This window comes from Catellatospora tritici (genome assembly GCF_019083965.1).
Lineage (GTDB): Bacteria > Actinomycetota > Actinomycetes > Mycobacteriales > Micromonosporaceae > Catellatospora > Catellatospora tritici.
In genome coordinates this window covers 565,098-580,441 of sequence record NZ_JAHRCY010000003.1, presented here as the reverse complement: position 1 = coordinate 580,441, position 15,344 = coordinate 565,098, and the positions used below count along the sequence as shown (strand labels likewise).

Genomic DNA, 15,344 nt, shown 5'->3' with positions numbered 1-15,344 from the left:
GCTCCACAGGATACCGCCCGCCGAGTCCGGCCCGCATCCCCGTTCGCCCCGCCGCCGCCTGCGCACCGTGTCGCGGGGTTAAGAAGGGGCCCTTCCGCTACGCGCGATAAGAAGGGGCCCTTCGCGCGATAAGAAGGGGCTCTCCCTTACCTCGGGCGGTGGGCGCGGGCGGAGGCGTAGAGGCAGATCGCCGCGGCGGCCGCGAGGTTCAGGCTCTCCGCCCGCCCGTGGATCGGCACCCGGACGGCCGCGTCGGCGGCGTCACGCAGGTCGTCGGGCAGGCCGTGCGCCTCGGAGCCGAACAGCCAGGCGGTGGGCGCGGCCAGCGAGCCGTCGTCGATCAGGTCGTCGAGGTCGGCGGCGCCGTAGCCGGAGGTGGCCAGGGTGCGCAGGCCCGCCCCGCGCAGGGCGGCCAGGGTGGCGGCGGCGTCGGGGGCGCGGACCACGTCGAGGTGGAACAGGCTGCCCGCCGAGGAGCGCACGCACTTGGGGTTGTACGGGTCCACCGCGTCCCCGGCGAACACCACCGCGTCGGCCCCGGCGGCGTCGGCGGTGCGCAGGACCGTACCGGCGTTGCCCGGATCGCGGATCTCGACCGCCACCGCGACCAGTTTCGGCCGCTTGGCCAGCGCCGCGTCGAGGGCGACGTCGAGCAGGTCGCAGACGGCGACCACGCCCTGCGGCACGACCGTGTCGGCCAGGGCGTCCATCGCCTCGTCGGTGACGACGGAGAACGGCTCGCCGCGCAGCAGGTCGCGATGGCGGGTGCGGCCGGACTCGGTGACGAACAGCTCGCGTACCGCCCCGGCGGCCAGCGCCTCGCGGACCGCCTGCGGACCCTCGGCCAGGAAGCGCCCGGCCTTGTCCCGGTCACGGCGGCGCAGCAGCTTGACCGCGGAAACGACCCGGGGAGTTCGCTGCGTGAACAGCGGGTCCCCGGGTCGGAAGTGGTGCTGGGTCAACGGGATCAGGCGGCGGCCTGAGCCTCGGCGACGGCCTTCTTGGCCACCGCCACGATGCCGGCGAACGCCGCCTCGTCGTTGACGGCCATGTCGGCGAGGATCTTGCGGTCCACCTCGACACCGGCCAGCTTGAGGCCCTGGATCAGGCGGTTGTAGGTCATGCCGTTGGCGCGAGCCCCCGCGTTGATGCGGGTGATCCACAGCTGCCGGAAGTCGCCCTTGCGGTCCTTGCGGTCGCGGTAGGCGTACTGCATCGAGTGGAGGATCTGCTCCTTCGCCTTGCGGTACAGGCGGGAGCGCTGGCCCCGGTAACCGCTGGCGGCCTCGAGCAGGGTGCGGCGCTTCTTCTGGGCGTTGACCGCCCGCTTGACGCGTGCCATTCGTCTTCTCCTTGGTAGGTCTGCGTGTGGAACCGGCGTGGGTCGGTGGTGCTACCGGTTCCGCCCGTTTCGTTTGGCGCGCGTCAGCGGCCGAGCATCTTCTTGATGCGCTTCAAGTCGGCCTTGGCGACCTCCACCGTGCCGCTCAGGCTGCGGGTCTCGCTGGAGGCCTTGACCTCCAGGCGGTGGCGCAGGCCAGTCTGCTGACGCAGGATCTTGCCCGAGCCGGTCACCTTGACCCGCTTGCCCATGCCACTGTGGCGCTTCATCTTCGGCATTACGAGGTTCTCCCCTGATTACTGAGTGGCCACCCGGCGGGGGCCGGGCGGCTGGTGCCTCATCGAGGCGTCAGGCCTGCGCCGTCGGCTCGGCGACGGTCTCGTCCGCGTCGGGCAGCGAATCGTCCTCGCCCTTGCGGGCGACGGCGACCTTGCCACCGCGGTGCGGCGCCAGCACCATGATCATGTTTCGGCCGTCCTGCTTCGCCGACGACTCGACGAAACCGACCTCCGCGACCTCTTCCTCGAGCTTGCGCAGGAGCCGGAAGCCCAGCTCCGGGCGACTCTGCTCGCGGCCTCGGAACATGATCGTCACTTTGACCTTGTCCCCGGCCTTGAGGAACCGCACGACGTGACCCTTCTTGGTCTCGTAGTCGTGCGAGTCGATCTTCGGTCGGAGCTTCATCTCCTTGATGACCGTCTGCTGCTGGTTACGCCTGGCTTCCCGGGCCTTGAGCGCGCTCTCGTACTTGAACTTGCCGAAGTCCATGAGCTTGCAGACCGGAGGACGTGCCATGGGCGCAACCTCGACCAGGTCCAGGTCGACATCGGCGGCCAGCTGCAGGGCGCGCTCCAGTGGGACGATGCCCACCTGCTCACCCTCAGGGCCGACCAGTCGGACCTCTCGTGCCCGGATCTGATCGTTGACGCGTGGCTCGACGCTGATGTGGCCTCCTCAAATCGTGTTCCACGCCCCCGAAACCACACCCGGGGACGTGCTTGGCGTCTGACCGAAAGCAGAAGGCCCAGGCATATGCCTGGGCCCGCTCGACCGGTCAATGCGCACGCCAAGTGCACAACCTGAGCTCAGGACGGAGAACGTCCCTACCAGGTGACCGGACCCAAAACGCTCTGTGGCGATCGGGTGGGAGCAGGCGCCCCGCTTGTCGTGGACTTGCTACCGGTGCTCTCGCACGGCACAGCCCACAGGTCGACCTGCCCACAGTAGCACAGGCCGGGGGCACCACCCGGCGGGGTCAGGCGATACGGGCGGCGGGGTCAGGCCGCGCGGGCAGCCGAGTGCAGGCGGCGCAGTTCCTGGACCGCGTGCAGCGCGTGCTTCTTGTCGACCGCCTGCACCGCCAGCACCGACACCGTGTCGTCGTTCTCCAGCTCGAGGCTGAGCCACGGCTGGTTGCGCTCCAGGCGGATGGCGCGGACGGCGCCCCAGGGCAGCTCGTACGCCCCGACGATGTTGCGGACCCGGATCGCCGCGGCGTCGGCGTCCACGCGGGGCCGGGCCAGCGACAGGATGCCCAGCCCGAACACGACGCCGAGGCCGACCATGGCCGCCTGGTCGCCGGTGCGGAACACCCCGTGGCCGACCGTGGTCAGCGCGGTGCCGATCACCGCGAACAGCAGCGCCACGGCGGCCGCGGCGACGATGGCCATGGTCCGGGTGCGCCGGGGCCGGAAGGTCACACGCTGCGCGTCAGTCACGCCGACGAGTCTGGCACACGGCCCGTCCGGGTCGGCGCACCGAGGCGCCCCGCCGGACGGGCCGTGGGCACGGTCACAGTCGACAGGCGTGGATGTCGGTGACCAGGATGGCGCGGGCGCCGATCTCGTACAGCTCATCCATGATCCGGTGCACCTCGCCGCGCAGCACCATCGCCTGCACCGCCACCCAGCCCTCACGGTGCAGCGGCGACACGGTCGGCGACTCGATGCCCGGGGTCAGCGCCACGGCCCGGTCGAGGCGGTCGGCGCGTACGTCGTAGGCGAGCATCACGTAGCGCCGGGCCACCAGCACGCCCTGCAGGCGGCGCAGCAGCTGGCCGACGGCGCCGTTGGGCGCGGCGTCCAGGCGGCCGATCAGCACGGCCTCCGATACCAGGATCGGGTCGCCCAGCGGGACGAGTCCGGCCTGGCGCAGCGTGGCGCCGGTCTCGACCACGTCGGCGATGGCGTCGGCCACACCCAGGCGCACGGCGTTCTCCACCGCGCCGTCGAGCTTGACGATGTCGGCCTTGATGTCGCGCTCGTCGAGGTAGCGCGCCACGACGCCCGGAAACGCGGTCGCCACCCGGCGTCCGTCCAGGTCGCCGTGGTCCCGGACGGTCTCGGGCGGGGCGGCGAAGCGGAACGTCGCCCGCGCGAAGCCGAGGGTGAGCAGTTCGGTCACCGGCGAGCCGGAGTCGACCAGCAGGTCCTGGCCGGTGACGCCGAGGTCCAGGTCGCCGGAGCCGACGTAGGTGGCGATGTCGCGGGGGCGCAGGTAGAAGAACTCGACGTCGTTGTCGGCGTCCACGCAGACCAGGTCGCGGTCGTCGGCCCGCTGGCGGTACCCGGCCTCCTTGAGCATCTCGGTGGCCGGTCGGGAGAGGGTCCCCTTGTTGGGAATGGCGATACGCAGCATTGTTCGACTCATCTCAGATCACGTCACGATGAGTTGATCATGAAGTTGTGGGCACGACACACCGTCGAGCCGTGCCATAAGTTCATGATCAACCAGGAAAGGGCGGTGGCGGATCAGAGATGTCGGTAGACGTCCTTGAGGGACAGGTTTGCGGCGAGCATCAGGACCTGGGTCTGGTACAGCAGCTGGGAGATCTCCTCGGCGGCCCGCTCGGGGCCCTCATGCTCCGCCGCCATCCAGCTCTCGGCCGCCTCTTCGACGACCTTCTTGCCGACCGCGTGCACGCCGGCGCGAACCGCCTTCACCGTGCCGGAGGCCGGGTCACCAGCGGCCACCTTGGCCTGCAGCTCCTCGAACAGCTCCTCGAACGTCTTCACGCCGACATTCTGCCCGATCGCCGCGCGGCCGCCGGGCGCACCCGGCCGCGTCGGCACATGCTGGGACGACGCGGCGGGGATCATGGGGGTATGACCGAACGCATGCTCGCCATCCGCCAGGACGCGCTCGGCGGACCCGAGGTGCTGCACCTGGCCGAGGTCGACCGGCCGCACCCCCGGCCCACCGAGGTGCTGGTGCGAGTGCACGCCGCCGGGGTCAACCCGGTCGACTGGAAGGTGCGCCGCCGGGGCGGTGCGTTCGGCGATCCGCCGTTCACGGTCGGTTGGGACGTCAGCGGGGTGGTCGAACAACTCGGACCCGGCGTGACCCGGTTCGAGGTGGGCGACGAGGTCTTCGGCATGCCCCGCTTCCCGCTGGCGGCCGGGGCGTACGCCCAGTACGTGACGTCGCCGTCCCGGCAGCTCGCGCGCAAACCCGCCGGACTGGACCACGTGCACGCCGCGGCGCTGCCGCTGGCCGCGCTCACCGCCTGGCAGGCCCTGGTCGACACCGCGCGAGTCCAGGCGGGACAGCGGGTGCTGGTGCACGCCGCCGCGGGCGGGGTCGGCCACCTGGCCGTCCAGATCGCCAAGGCCCACGGCGCGTACGTGCTGGGCACCGCGCGCGAGGCCAAGCACGGGCTGCTGCGCGAGCTGGGCGTGGACGAACCGATCGACTACACGGCGGTCGACTTCGAACAGGTCGCCCGCGACATCGACGTGGTGCTCGACACCATCGGCGGCGAGTACGAGGACCGCTCGCTGCGCACGCTGCGCCCCGGCGGGATCCTCGTCGGCATCCTCAACGCGGGCACGGCCGAACAGACCAGGGCCAAGGCGACCGCCCTGGGCGTACGCGGCGCGGGCCTGCTCGTCGAGCCCGACCACACCACGCTGGAGGCCGTCGCCGAACTGGTGGCCGGCGGGCGGCTGCACCCGCTGGTGGCGGCCACGTTCCCGCTGGCCGAGGCGGCCCGCGCGCACGAACTCGGCGAGGCGGGCCGCACCAGCGGCAAGATCGTGCTGACCGTCGACTAGCGCACCGTGATCGTGTGGTTGTCCTGGTGCTGGCGGGAGCCGTCCCGGGCGGAGATCTCGAACGCCTCGATCACGTACGTGCCCGGCTCCAGGGTCACCGGCACCTTCGCCTCGCCCTGGGCGGGCGCGCCCGCCGACAGGGTCACCGCACCCTGCTTCACCACCGTGGAACCGCGCCGGATCTCGTAGTTGACCGTCGCCTCGAACACCATCCCGGCCAGGTGCATGGTGAACTCCCGGCCGACGGTGGCGCCGTGCTGGGGGTCGATCAGCCATACCGGGAGCAGGGTGTCGGCGGCGTTGGCGCGCCGCAGCGGATCGCGCGTGTCGACATGGCCCCACAGCTCGTCGACGCGGGCGCCGTCGAGCAGGACGCGCACCGCGGGTTTGCCGCTGGCGGCGGTCGCGGTCCAGACCAGCTGCTGCACCGCCTGCACCGAACCGAGGCTGCCCGCGCCGTTGACCGCCGCCCCGGACAGGTCCACGGTCACCGTGTCGCCCTCGACGGAGGTGGCGCGCACCCGCGCGCTCGCGGGCCAGAGGCTGGTGTAGTCGGGGTCGTAGGCGGTGCGGCCGTCGAGCATCTCGGTCACCGCGGCCTTGGTCCGCGCGGCCGGGGAACCGTCGCCGACGGGTAGCCGGTGGAACTCGCGCACCAGCTTCGGGTCGCCCTTGTCACTGGCCAGGTAGTAGACGGCCAGCGCGCCCGCCGGGGCCGACGAGCCGCCCGGCTCCGTGGTGGGTCCGGGGGCGGCGCTCGACGAGGCGGCCGCGCTGCCCGCCGGGGAGGCGGGCGGGGTGGGCACCGGCGTGGAGGGAGTGCACGCCGCGACGAGCGCGACCAGGATCAGCGGCAGCAGGCGGAGCCGATCGACCGACATCCCTCAGGTGTACGCCCCACCCGCAACCCCCACCAGCCCCCGATCAGCCGACGCGGCCGCGACCTCGGCACGCCCGACTTCGACGCTGGCCTATCCAGTGGCACGACCGCACACTTAGCATTGACGCTGGCCTATCCAGTAGACGGATTCTCGGAACCAGTCCTCTGGATAGGCCAGCGTCAATTAAAAAGCGGGTCGGGTCAGGCGAAGCCGACCGTGCGGTTCTTGCGGTTGATGTCGCGCAGCGCGACGGCCGCGTCCAGCGCGGCCACGACCGCGCCCCACCCCTTGTCCTCGCTCGACTCCGGCAGCCCGGCGCGGTCGCGCGCCTGCGCCACGTTGTCCACCGTCAGCACCCCGTGCGCCACCGGCGTCGACTCGTCCAGCGCCACCCGGGTCAGACCCTCGGTGACCGACTGGCTGACGTACTCGAAGTGGGCGGTCTCACCGCGAATGACCACGCCCAGGGCCACCACCGCGTCGTGGCGGCGGGCCAGGGCCTGGGCCACCACGGGCAGCTCGACCGAGCCCGCCACGTGCGCGACGGTCACCTCGTCCACGCCGCAGGCCTTGGCGGCCGCCTGGGCTCGCTCGAGCATCTGCTCGACCAGCTCGGCGTGCCAGCGGGTGGCGACGATGCCCAGGCTCAGCCCGGCCGCGTCGACGGTGTTCAGTTCGGGGGCGCCGTGACCGGCCATCAGCTCAGCCCTTCCAGGTCGTCCAGGCCGGACAGGTCCAGGTCGTGGCCCATCCGGTCGCGCTTGGTGCGCAGGTACTTCAGGTTCTCCGGGTGCGGGCGGACCGGCAGCGCCTCCCGCCCGATCACGCGCAGGCCGTACCCTTCCAGCCCGGCGCGTTTGGCCGGGTTGTTGGTGAGCAGCCGCATGGTGCGTACGCCCAGGTCATAGAGGATCTGCGCGCCGGTGCCGTAGTCGCGGGCGTCGGCGGGCAGACCGAGGTCCAGGTTGGCGTCGACGGTGTCGCGCCCGGCGTCCTGCAGCTGGTACGCCTGCAGCTTGTGCAGCAGCCCGATGCCGCGACCCTCGTGCCCGCGCACGTAGAGCACCACGCCGCGGCCCTCCTGCGCGACGCGCTGCATGGCCGCGTGCAGCTGCGGACCGCAGTCGCAGCGCACCGAGCCGAACACGTCGCCGGTCAGGCACTCCGAGTGCACCCGGACCAGCACCTCCTCGCCGTCGCCGATCTCGCCGTACACCAGGGCGACGTGCTCGGCGTTGTCGTGCGCGGCGTGGTAGCCCACGGCGGTGAAGTCACCGAACTCGGTGGGCAGCCGCGCCTCCACGACCCGGGTGACCAGCTGCTCGGTGCGGCGGCGGTACGCGATGAGGTCGGCGATGCTGATGAGCACCAGCTCGTGCTGGGCCGCGAACGCCTTCAGGTCGCCCAGCCGCATCATGGTGCCGTCGTCGTTGACCATCTCGCAGATCGCGGCGGCCGGGTGCAGACCCGCGAGCTGGGCCAGGTCGACGCCGGACTCGGTGTGGCCGGGGCGGCGCAGCACGCCGCCGGTCTTGGCGCGCAACGGCACCACGTGGCCGGGGCGGGCCAGGTCGGCCGAGCGGGTCTGCGGGTCGCCGAGCAGGCGCAGGGTGCGGGCCCGGTCGGCGGCGGAGATGCCGGTGGAGACGCCCTCGCGAGCGTCCACGGTCACGCAGTACGCGGTGCCGCGGCGGTCCTGGTTGGTGTAGTACATCGGCGGCAGGTCGAGCCGGTCGGCCTCGTCCTCGGTGATCGCCACGCAGATGTAGCCCGAGGTGTAGCGGACGGTGAACGCGACCAGCTCCTGGGTGGCCATCTCGGCCGCGAAGATCAGGTCGCCCTCGTTCTCGCGGTCCTCGTCGTCGACGACGATGACGGGCTTGCCCGCCTTGATCGCCGCGATCGCGTCCTCGATCGAGTCCAGTCCTCGCTTACCGTGCTCGCTCATGCGCGGTCCTTCAGGTGCGGTGCGACCAGCTTCTCGACGTACTTGGCGATCACGTCGACCTCCAGGTTCACCTGCGCGCCGGGGCCCTTGTGGCCGAGCGTCGTGAGCTCCAGGGTGGTCGGGATCAGGCTCACCGTGAACGACTCGTCGTCGATCGCGACCACGGTCAGCGAGATGCCGTCGACGGTGATGGAGCCCTTCTCCACGATGTACCGCGACAGGCCCGCCGGGAGCAGGATCCGGACATCCTCCCAGCCGCCGCCGGGCTGCTTGGCGGCGATGGTGCCGACGCCGTCGACGTGGCCCTGCACGATGTGGCCGCCCAGCCGGGTGTGGGCGCTGACGGCGCGCTCCAGGTTGACCCGGTCGCCGGGGGCGATGCCGCCCAGCGAGCTGCGATCGAACGTCTCCTTCATCACCTCGGTGTCGAAGGTGTCGCCCGAGGTGGACACCACGGTCAGGCAGACGCCGTTGACCGCGATGGAGTCGCCGTGCTTGGCGTCGGCGACGACCAGCGGACCGCGCACGGTCAGCACCGCCCCGTCACCCTGCCAGCTGAGGCCCAGCACCTCGCCGAGTTCTTCCACGATGCCGGTGAACACTGGTCCTCCTATGCCGCGCCCTCGCGGCGTTATTCGTCTGGCGTCCCCGGGGACGTTAAAGGTTGCCGCTGTCCGCGTTCACCCGCGGACGTGCGGTGAGCCGGAGATCCGGCCCGACCCGGTCAACATCTAACACTTCCAGATCGATGGCGTCCGTGACCGTTGTCACGCCCGCGCCGACCAGCGCGGCGGGGCCGTCGCCGAGCAGCTTGGGTGCGACATACGACACGATCAGGTCTACCAGACCGGCGGCGAGGAACGCACCGGCCAGGTGCGGGCCTCCCTCGAGCAGGACGCTGCGGATGCCCCGGTGGTGCAACTCACGCAGCACCGCCCGCAGGTCCACCCGGCCGTCGGCGTCCGCGCCGAGCAGCGCGGTGGTGGCGATCAGGGTCGGCGCGGCGCTGTCGCGCACGCGGGCGTCGGCGGGGGTACGCCCCTGCGAGTCGATCACCACACGCAGCGGCTGCCGGATGGCCAGGCTGCCGGTGCGCAGGTCGCGGGCGGTGAGCCGGGGGTCCTCGGCCAGCACCGTGCCCACGCCGATCATGATGGCGTCGACGGTGCCGCGCAGCCGGTGCACGTCCATCCGCGCCGCCTCGGACGTGATCCACATGCTGGACCCGTCGGCGGCGGCCGCGCGCCCGTCCATGGTCGCGGCGGTCTTCCAGATCAGGTACGGCCGCCCGCGCCGCACCGAGGTCAGCCAGGCGATGTTGCCCTCTTCGGCCTCGGTGGCGCGCACGCCGACGACCACCTCGACCCCGGCGTCGCGCAGCGCCTGCGCACCCCCGGCGGCCAGCGGGTTCGGGTCGGCCACGGCGATCACGACCCGGGACACGCCCGCGCGGATCAGCGCCTGCGCGCACGGGCCGGTGCGCCCGGTGTGGTTGCACGGCTCCAGGGTCACCACGGCGGTGCCACCGCGCGCCTTCTCCCCGGCCTGGGCCAGGGCCACGATCTCGGCGTGTGGGCCGCCCGCGTACGCGTGGAAGCCCTCCCCCACCACCTGGCCGGACGCGTCCAGGATCACGCAGCCGAACACCGGGTTGGGGCTGGTGGCACCCAGACCGCGGGCGGCGAGCTCGATCGCGCGCGCCATCGCCTTGTCCTCAGCCGGGCTGACCATGGGCAGTTGCCCCATCCGCGCTCGCTCCTCCCTCGGCATGCCGTCGTCGCGTCACGGGCAGGCCAGGGACGGCGACGGGACGCAAGTGTGTCACGCGCCGGAGCCTGCCTCGGCGGCGGCATCGGATTCCGGTTCACGTTGGGAGGGGAGCACCAGCCGATCGGTCCGCTGGTCGATCGCCACGTACGACCCGTGCACCTTCTTGGCCTTCGTCTTCATCTCCGACGCGACCGCGACGACCTCGCCGGGGTGCTCGAACACGCGCATGGTCGACAATGCCACGCCGATGGACAGGGTGACCAGGTTGACCTCGAACACCTTGCCCCGCCGGTCGACCATCTCCAGGTAGCCGCGGGCGGCGTCGATCGGGTCGTAGAGCTCGTCGGCGGCGGCCTCGAAGTCGAGGATCGCCTTGGTGGTGATCGGCTTGAGCTGCAGCGGGTGGCACACCACCACGAAGTCGTCGCCGCCGACGTGGCCGAGGAAGGCCGGGGGCAGCCCGGCGGCGACGGTGGCCCGGCGCAGCGAGCGGGCCAGGGAGCTGATGAACTGGTCGCCCCGGCCGAAGCCGTACACGTCGTTGACCGCCTTGAACCGGTCGATGTCGATGTAGCAGACGGCGTAGTCGGTGCCGGATTTCAGCCGGTCGGCGATCTCGCGCAGGATGCGGGTGTTGCCCGCCAGGCCGGTCAGCGGCGACACCTCGCGCGCCTCCTGGTTGCGCCGCAGCGTGGCGCGCACCCGGGCGATCAGCTCCGAGGTGTCGAACGGCTTGACCACGTAGTCGTCCGCGCCGGCGGCCAGGCCCGCCACCTTGTCGGAGGTGAGCGCCTTGGCGGTCAGCACGATGATCGGCAGCGCGGTCACCATCGGGTCGGCGCGCAGCCGCCGGGTCAACTCCAGCCCGTCCATACCGGGCATCATCAGGTCCACGATGGCCAGGTCGGGGCGGCGGTTCTCCAGCACGTCCAGCGCTTCGGCGCCGCTGTGCGCGGTCATCACGTCGAAGCCGTGCAGGCGCAGGTTGACCTCGACGACCCGCACGATGTCGGGGTCGTCGTCGACGACCAGGATCACCTCGGCGGCACTGCCGTGTGGTTCAGTGGTCAAACCGTCGTGCCTCCACTGTCCGATGTGGCCTAGCGGGTGGCCGCTCGCGCCAGAGCCCGCAGTTTACGACAGGCTTCGGCGGGATCGCTGGCGCCATAGACCGCGGTTCCGGCGACGAACGCGTCGGCGCCCGCCTCGGCCGCCGCCGCGATGGTGTCGTCGGCGATGCCGCCGTCGACCTCGATCCGCAGTTCCAGGTGGCCCGCGTCGGCGTGGCGGCGGGCCAGCCGCACCTTGTCCAGCAGCTCGGGAAGGAAACGCTGGCCGCCGAAGCCCGCCTTGATCGTCATGATCAGCAGCGTGTCGAAGTGCGGCAGCAGCTCCAGGTACGGCTCGACCGGGGTGTCACGGTCGATCGCGAGCCCGGCCTTGCTGCCCGCCGCACGCAGGTCGCGAGCCAGGGCCACCGGGTCGGCGCAGGCCTCGGCGTGGAACGTGACGTTGTACGCGCCCAACTCCGCGTAGCCCGGCGCCCACCGCTTCGGGTCCTCGATCATCAGGTGGCAGTCGAACGGGATGGCCGTGGTCGCCCGCAGGCTCGCCACCACGGCCGGGCCGATGGTCAGGTTGGGCACGAAGTGGTTGTCCATGACATCCACGTGCAGCCAGTCCGCGGCACCCTCGACGGCTCTCGCCTCGGCGGCCAGATTGGCGAAGTCGGCGGCGAGAATGCTGGGGGCGATGACGATGTCCGGTCCGGTCACGCTGCTCAGCTTACGTACGCTGCCCCACCCCCCACACCCGCACCCAATCCCCCACCCCCCACCCACTCAGCCGACCCCGAACGACGAAATGAAGGGCCCCTTCTTCTCGGAATACGACGAAGAAGGGGCCCTTCCCCACAGGTCAGGCGGTGCGGCGGAGCAGGGCCAGGAACATCGCGTCGGTGCCGTGGCGGTGCGGCCACAGCTGCACCGTCGGCCCGTCCCCCAGCCCCGGCATGCCCGCGGGCAGCGCCGTCCGCGCGTCCACGAACTCCACGTCCAGTCCCGCCCGGCGCACCGCCTCGGCGACGCTGACCTGTGTCTCCACCAGGTGCGGCGAGCACGTGACGTACGCCACCAGCCCGCCGGGCCGGACCGCCTTCAGCGCCGCGCCGAGCAGTTCCCGCTGCAGCTTGGTCAGCGGCGGCAGGTCGGAGGGCTGGCGCCGCCACCGTGACTCCGGCCGCCGCCGCAGCGAGCCCAGCCCGGTGCAGGGCGCGTCGACCAGCACCCGGTCGAACCCGCCCTCGGGCAGGTCGTGGTCGCTGCCGACACTGCGGCCGTCGGTACACAGCACGGTCGCGGGCAGGTTGCGCACGGCGTTGGCGACCATGGCGGCGCGGTGCTCGGTGACCTCGACCGCGGTCAGGTGGGCGCCACGCTGGGCAGCCAGCGCCGCCAGCAGCCCCGCCTTGCCGCCGGGGCCCGCGCACAGGTCCAGCCACCGCTCGTCGCGCCCGTCCAGCGGCACGTCGGTCAGCGCGGCGGCCACCAGCTGGCTGCCCTCGTCCTGCACGTGCGCCCGACCGGTCTTGATCTCGACCAGGTCACCGGGCGAGCCCCCGGGCAGATACACCGCGTACGGCGAGAACGCGCCCGGCTGCCCGCCGACGTGGTCGGCCAGCTCGCCCGCGTCGGCCCGCCCCGGCCGGGCGCACAGGTGCACCTCGGGCCGGTCGTTGTCGGCCGACAGCAGCCGCATCGTCTCGCCCAGGTCGCCGCCCAGCGCCTCCCGGAACGCCCGCACGATCCACTCTGGGTGGTAGCCGGTCACCGCGAGGTGCCCGATCGGGTCCTCGTCCTCGGCCGGGGCCACCTCGGCCAGCCAGGTGTCCAGGTCGCGCTCGGTGATGCGCCGCATCACCGCGTTGGCGAACCCGGCCGCGCCGGGCGCGACCGAGCGCACCAGGTCGACCGTGGAGGCGACCGCGGCGTGCGGGGGCACCCGGGTGTGCAGCACCTGGTACGCCCCCAGACGCAGCGCGTCGCGGGCGGGCGGGTCGATCCGGGACACGTCCCGGTCGGCGGCCGCCGCGATGATCAGGTCGAGGGTGCCCCGGGTACGCAGCGTCCCGTAGGTCAGCTCGGTGGCGAACGCGGCGTCGCGGCCGAACAGTCCGGCCTCGCGCAGCAGCGACGGCAGGATCAGGTTGGCGTACGCGTCGTCGCGGTGCACCGCCAGCAGTGCCTGGTAGGCGGCCATCCGGGCCGGATCGTGCGCGGGCCGCCCGGCGCGCGGCCCGCGCCCGGCCTGGCTGTCACGGTCGTGTCGCGGCGGGTGCCCCGACGAACCGGTCCTGCCTCCACGGAAACCTGTCACGAGAAGCTGTCCTCCGTACCGACCCGCACTCCGCGGGCCCAGTCCACCGCTGCCATTGCCTTCTTGCCCGCCGCCCGGACCTCGCCTAGCGCCAGCGGCGCCGTCGCGGTGCCCACCAGCACGCGTTTCTTCTCCACCAGCAGGTCGCCAGGCTTGAGCGCGGGCGCGTCCGGCGCGGGCGACGCCGGGCCGAGCTTGACCCGCTCGCCCCGGAACGTGGTCCACGCGCCCGGGGCGGGCGTGGTCGCGCGGATGCGCCGGTCCACCGCGAACGCGGGCTCGTCCCAGCGCACCTCGGCGTCCTCGACCGTGATCTTCGGCGCCAGGGTGATCCCGTCGGCGGGCTGCGGCACGGCGCGCGCGGCACCGGCCTCGATCGCGTCCAGGACGGTCACCAGCAGGCCCGCGCCGTCGACGGCGAGGCGGCCGAGCAGGTCGCCGGAGGTGTCGGTGGGGCGGATCACCTCGGTGAGGGTGCCGAACACCGGGCCGGTGTCCAGGCCCGCCTCCAGTTGGAACACCGAGGCGCCGGTGAACTCGTCGCCGTGCCACACCGCGTGCTGCACCGGCGCGGCGCCGCGCCAGGCGGGCAGCAGCGAGAAGTGCAGGTTGACCCAGCCGTGCACCGGAATCTCCAGTGCCACCGGCGGCACCAGCGCGCCGTAGGCGACCACGGGCACGCAGTCGGGGGCGAGCTCGCGCAGCCGGTCCAGGAACTCGGGCTCGCGCGGGCGCTGCGGGGTGAGCACCTCGATGCCGCGCTCGTCGGCCCACGCGGCCGCGTGCGAACGGACGAGCTGCCGCCCCCGCCCGGACGGGGCGTCCGGGCGGGTGACCACGGCCAGCAGTTCGTGGTCGGAGTCGGCGATCGCGTCCAGGGACGGCAGGGCCACCTCGGGGGTGCCCGCGAAGACGATGCGCATCAGCTCACCGACCCAGGCCGAACGGGCTCGGGGCGGCGTGCGGGGACACCTTGACCACGGTGCGGGTGGGGTCGTACCAGTCGGCGCGGCGGATGTCGCGCAGCGCGGTCTTGCGCGACTGAGTGTCGAGGCGGTCGATGAAGATCACGCCGTCGAGGTGGTCGGTCTCGTGCTGGATGCAGCGCGACATCAGGCCGGTGCCGACGATCTGGATCGGGTCGCCGGACTCGGCGAAGCCCTTGGCGATCACGTTGGCACGCCGCTTGGTGTCGTAGTAGAGCCCCGGCACGGACAGGCAACCCTCGTCGCCGTCCATCTCCTCCTCGTCGGGGAAGTGCAGCACGGGGTTGATCAGGTGCCCGACCACGTCGTCGACGTCGAAGCTGAACACGCGTAGGCCCACGCCGATCTGCGGGGCGGCCAGGCCCACGCCTCCGGCGTCGCGCATGGTCTCGGTCAGGTCGCGCACGAGGGTGCGCAGCTCCTTGTCGAAGTCGACCACCTCGTCGGCGGGGGTACGCAGCACCGGGTCCCCGAAGAGTCGGATGGGCTGAACGGTCACGGGCGTCGTCTCCTGAACAGGGCGGAAAGGGATGCCTGATCAGTCTACGGAGTGTCTGATGTCCGGCTGCGCCATCGGTCGCCCAGGGTTAGCTTTGTCCTGATTTCGACATGAGGAGGGCACCATGGGCTTCATCCAGATCATCGAGTACGAGACCGACCGCTTCGACGAGATCCAGGCGCTGATGGAGTCCCGCCAGGAGGACATGGACGGCCCGCCGCCGTTCCGCCTGCTGCGGGTGACCCGCGACCGCGACAATCCGCGCCGCTACCTGACCATCATCGAGTTCCCCTCGTACGAGGAGGCGATGGCCAACAGCGACAAGCCGGAGACAGGCGAGCTGGCCAAGGCGATGGCGGCCCTGGTTGCCAAGGGTCCGATCTTCCACAACCTGGACGTCGTGCACGCGATGTGACGGTTCGTCGCCCACGGTAGCGGCCACTCGGTGGAATCCGGAGCGCGGGATTCCACCGAGCAAGCCGCGTTAGCGG

At 72.0% G+C, this 15,344-nt stretch carries 19 protein-coding genes; 2 read left to right on the top strand and 17 right to left on the bottom strand.

What is annotated here, in order from left to right; genetic code table 11:
* Nucleotides 1–146: 146 nt before the first annotated feature.
* The 7 genes from KUA19_RS09800 to KUA19_RS09770 form a co-directional block, all read right to left on the bottom strand.
* Nucleotides 147–962, bottom strand: a complete 816-nt coding sequence (locus KUA19_RS09800; protein ID WP_254549013.1) for a TrmH family RNA methyltransferase — start codon at nt 960–962, stop codon at nt 147–149.
* Nucleotides 963–967: 5 nt separating this feature from the next.
* Nucleotides 968–1,342, bottom strand: a complete 375-nt coding sequence (gene rplT, locus KUA19_RS09795; RefSeq protein ID WP_217395798.1) for a 50S ribosomal protein L20 — start codon at nt 1,340–1,342, stop codon at nt 968–970.
* An 83-nt stretch (nt 1,343–1,425) separates the two neighbouring features.
* Entirely contained in the window at nt 1,426–1,620 is a 195-nt protein-coding gene (gene rpmI / locus KUA19_RS09790) for a 50S ribosomal protein L35 (protein WP_217395797.1), read from the bottom strand.
* Nucleotides 1,621–1,690: 70 nt separating this feature from the next.
* Nucleotides 1,691–2,287 carry a translation initiation factor IF-3 gene (gene infC, locus KUA19_RS09785; RefSeq protein WP_217395883.1) on the bottom strand — a complete coding sequence of 199 codons (597 nt, stop codon included), beginning with the start codon at nt 2,285–2,287 and terminating at the stop codon, nt 1,691–1,693.
* 332 nt (nt 2,288–2,619) lie between these two features.
* The gene (locus KUA19_RS09780; protein WP_217395882.1) at nt 2,620–3,012 is read right to left on the bottom strand and encodes a PH domain-containing protein; all 393 of its coding nucleotides are present in this window, start codon (nt 3,010–3,012) and stop codon (nt 2,620–2,622) included.
* A 121-nt stretch (nt 3,013–3,133) separates the two neighbouring features.
* The gene (hisG, locus tag KUA19_RS09775; protein WP_217395796.1) at nt 3,134–3,979 is read right to left on the bottom strand and encodes an ATP phosphoribosyltransferase; all 846 of its coding nucleotides are present in this window, start codon (nt 3,977–3,979) and stop codon (nt 3,134–3,136) included.
* Nucleotides 3,980–4,092: 113 nt separating this feature from the next.
* Nucleotides 4,093–4,356, bottom strand: a complete 264-nt coding sequence (locus KUA19_RS09770) for a phosphoribosyl-ATP diphosphatase (RefSeq protein ID WP_372451785.1) — start codon at nt 4,354–4,356, stop codon at nt 4,093–4,095.
* A 90-nt stretch (nt 4,357–4,446) separates the two neighbouring features.
* Here KUA19_RS09770 and KUA19_RS09765 point away from each other — a divergent pair, with 90 nt between their 5' ends.
* Nucleotides 4,447–5,394 carry an NADP-dependent oxidoreductase gene (locus KUA19_RS09765; RefSeq protein WP_254549012.1) on the top strand — a complete coding sequence of 316 codons (948 nt, stop codon included), beginning with the start codon at nt 4,447–4,449 and terminating at the stop codon, nt 5,392–5,394.
* On the opposite strand, the gene KUA19_RS09760 is transcribed toward KUA19_RS09765, so the two are convergent.
* From KUA19_RS09760 to def, 10 genes are all read right to left on the bottom strand, one after another.
* Nucleotides 5,391–6,275 carry a GerMN domain-containing protein gene (locus tag KUA19_RS09760; RefSeq protein WP_217395794.1) on the bottom strand — a complete coding sequence of 295 codons (885 nt, stop codon included), beginning with the start codon at nt 6,273–6,275 and terminating at the stop codon, nt 5,391–5,393. The genes KUA19_RS09765 and KUA19_RS09760 overlap by 4 nt on opposite strands.
* Before the next feature lie 200 nt (nt 6,276–6,475).
* Nucleotides 6,476–6,973, bottom strand: coding sequence for a 6,7-dimethyl-8-ribityllumazine synthase (ribH, locus tag KUA19_RS09755; protein WP_217395793.1), 498 nt, complete (start codon nt 6,971–6,973; stop codon nt 6,476–6,478).
* Complete coding sequence (locus KUA19_RS09750) at nt 6,973–8,223, bottom strand: bifunctional 3,4-dihydroxy-2-butanone-4-phosphate synthase/GTP cyclohydrolase II (RefSeq protein ID WP_217395792.1); 1,251 nt, start codon at nt 8,221–8,223, stop codon at nt 6,973–6,975. The genes ribH and KUA19_RS09750 overlap by 1 nt, the downstream gene beginning before the upstream one ends.
* Complete coding sequence (locus KUA19_RS09745; protein ID WP_217395791.1) at nt 8,220–8,825, bottom strand: riboflavin synthase; 606 nt, start codon at nt 8,823–8,825, stop codon at nt 8,220–8,222. Before KUA19_RS09745 ends, KUA19_RS09750 begins: the two co-directional genes overlap by 4 nt.
* A 55-nt stretch (nt 8,826–8,880) precedes the next feature.
* Nucleotides 8,881–9,954, bottom strand: coding sequence for a bifunctional diaminohydroxyphosphoribosylaminopyrimidine deaminase/5-amino-6-(5-phosphoribosylamino)uracil reductase RibD (ribD, locus tag KUA19_RS09740; RefSeq protein WP_217395880.1), 1,074 nt, complete (start codon nt 9,952–9,954; stop codon nt 8,881–8,883).
* Between the two features lie 90 nt (nt 9,955–10,044).
* Nucleotides 10,045–11,064, bottom strand: a complete 1,020-nt coding sequence (locus tag KUA19_RS09735; RefSeq protein ID WP_254549011.1) for a GGDEF domain-containing response regulator — start codon at nt 11,062–11,064, stop codon at nt 10,045–10,047.
* Nucleotides 11,065–11,093: 29 nt separating this feature from the next.
* Nucleotides 11,094–11,768, bottom strand: coding sequence for a ribulose-phosphate 3-epimerase (gene rpe, locus KUA19_RS09730; protein ID WP_217395790.1), 675 nt, complete (start codon nt 11,766–11,768; stop codon nt 11,094–11,096).
* A gap of 142 nt (nt 11,769–11,910) precedes the next feature.
* Nucleotides 11,911–13,368, bottom strand: coding sequence for an RsmB/NOP family class I SAM-dependent RNA methyltransferase (locus tag KUA19_RS09725; protein ID WP_372451784.1), 1,458 nt, complete (start codon nt 13,366–13,368; stop codon nt 11,911–11,913).
* Nucleotides 13,365–14,291, bottom strand: coding sequence for a methionyl-tRNA formyltransferase (gene fmt, locus KUA19_RS09720; RefSeq protein ID WP_217395788.1), 927 nt, complete (start codon nt 14,289–14,291; stop codon nt 13,365–13,367). Before fmt ends, KUA19_RS09725 begins: the two co-directional genes overlap by 4 nt.
* Nucleotides 14,292–14,295: 4 nt before the next feature.
* Nucleotides 14,296–14,853 carry a peptide deformylase gene (gene def, locus KUA19_RS09715; RefSeq protein WP_217395787.1) on the bottom strand — a complete coding sequence of 186 codons (558 nt, stop codon included), beginning with the start codon at nt 14,851–14,853 and terminating at the stop codon, nt 14,296–14,298.
* A gap of 124 nt (nt 14,854–14,977) precedes the next feature.
* Here def and KUA19_RS09710 point away from each other — a divergent pair, with 124 nt between their 5' ends.
* Nucleotides 14,978–15,268, top strand: coding sequence for a hypothetical protein (locus tag KUA19_RS09710; RefSeq protein WP_217395786.1), 291 nt, complete (start codon nt 14,978–14,980; stop codon nt 15,266–15,268).
* The last annotated feature ends 76 nt before the right edge of the window (nt 15,269–15,344 follow it).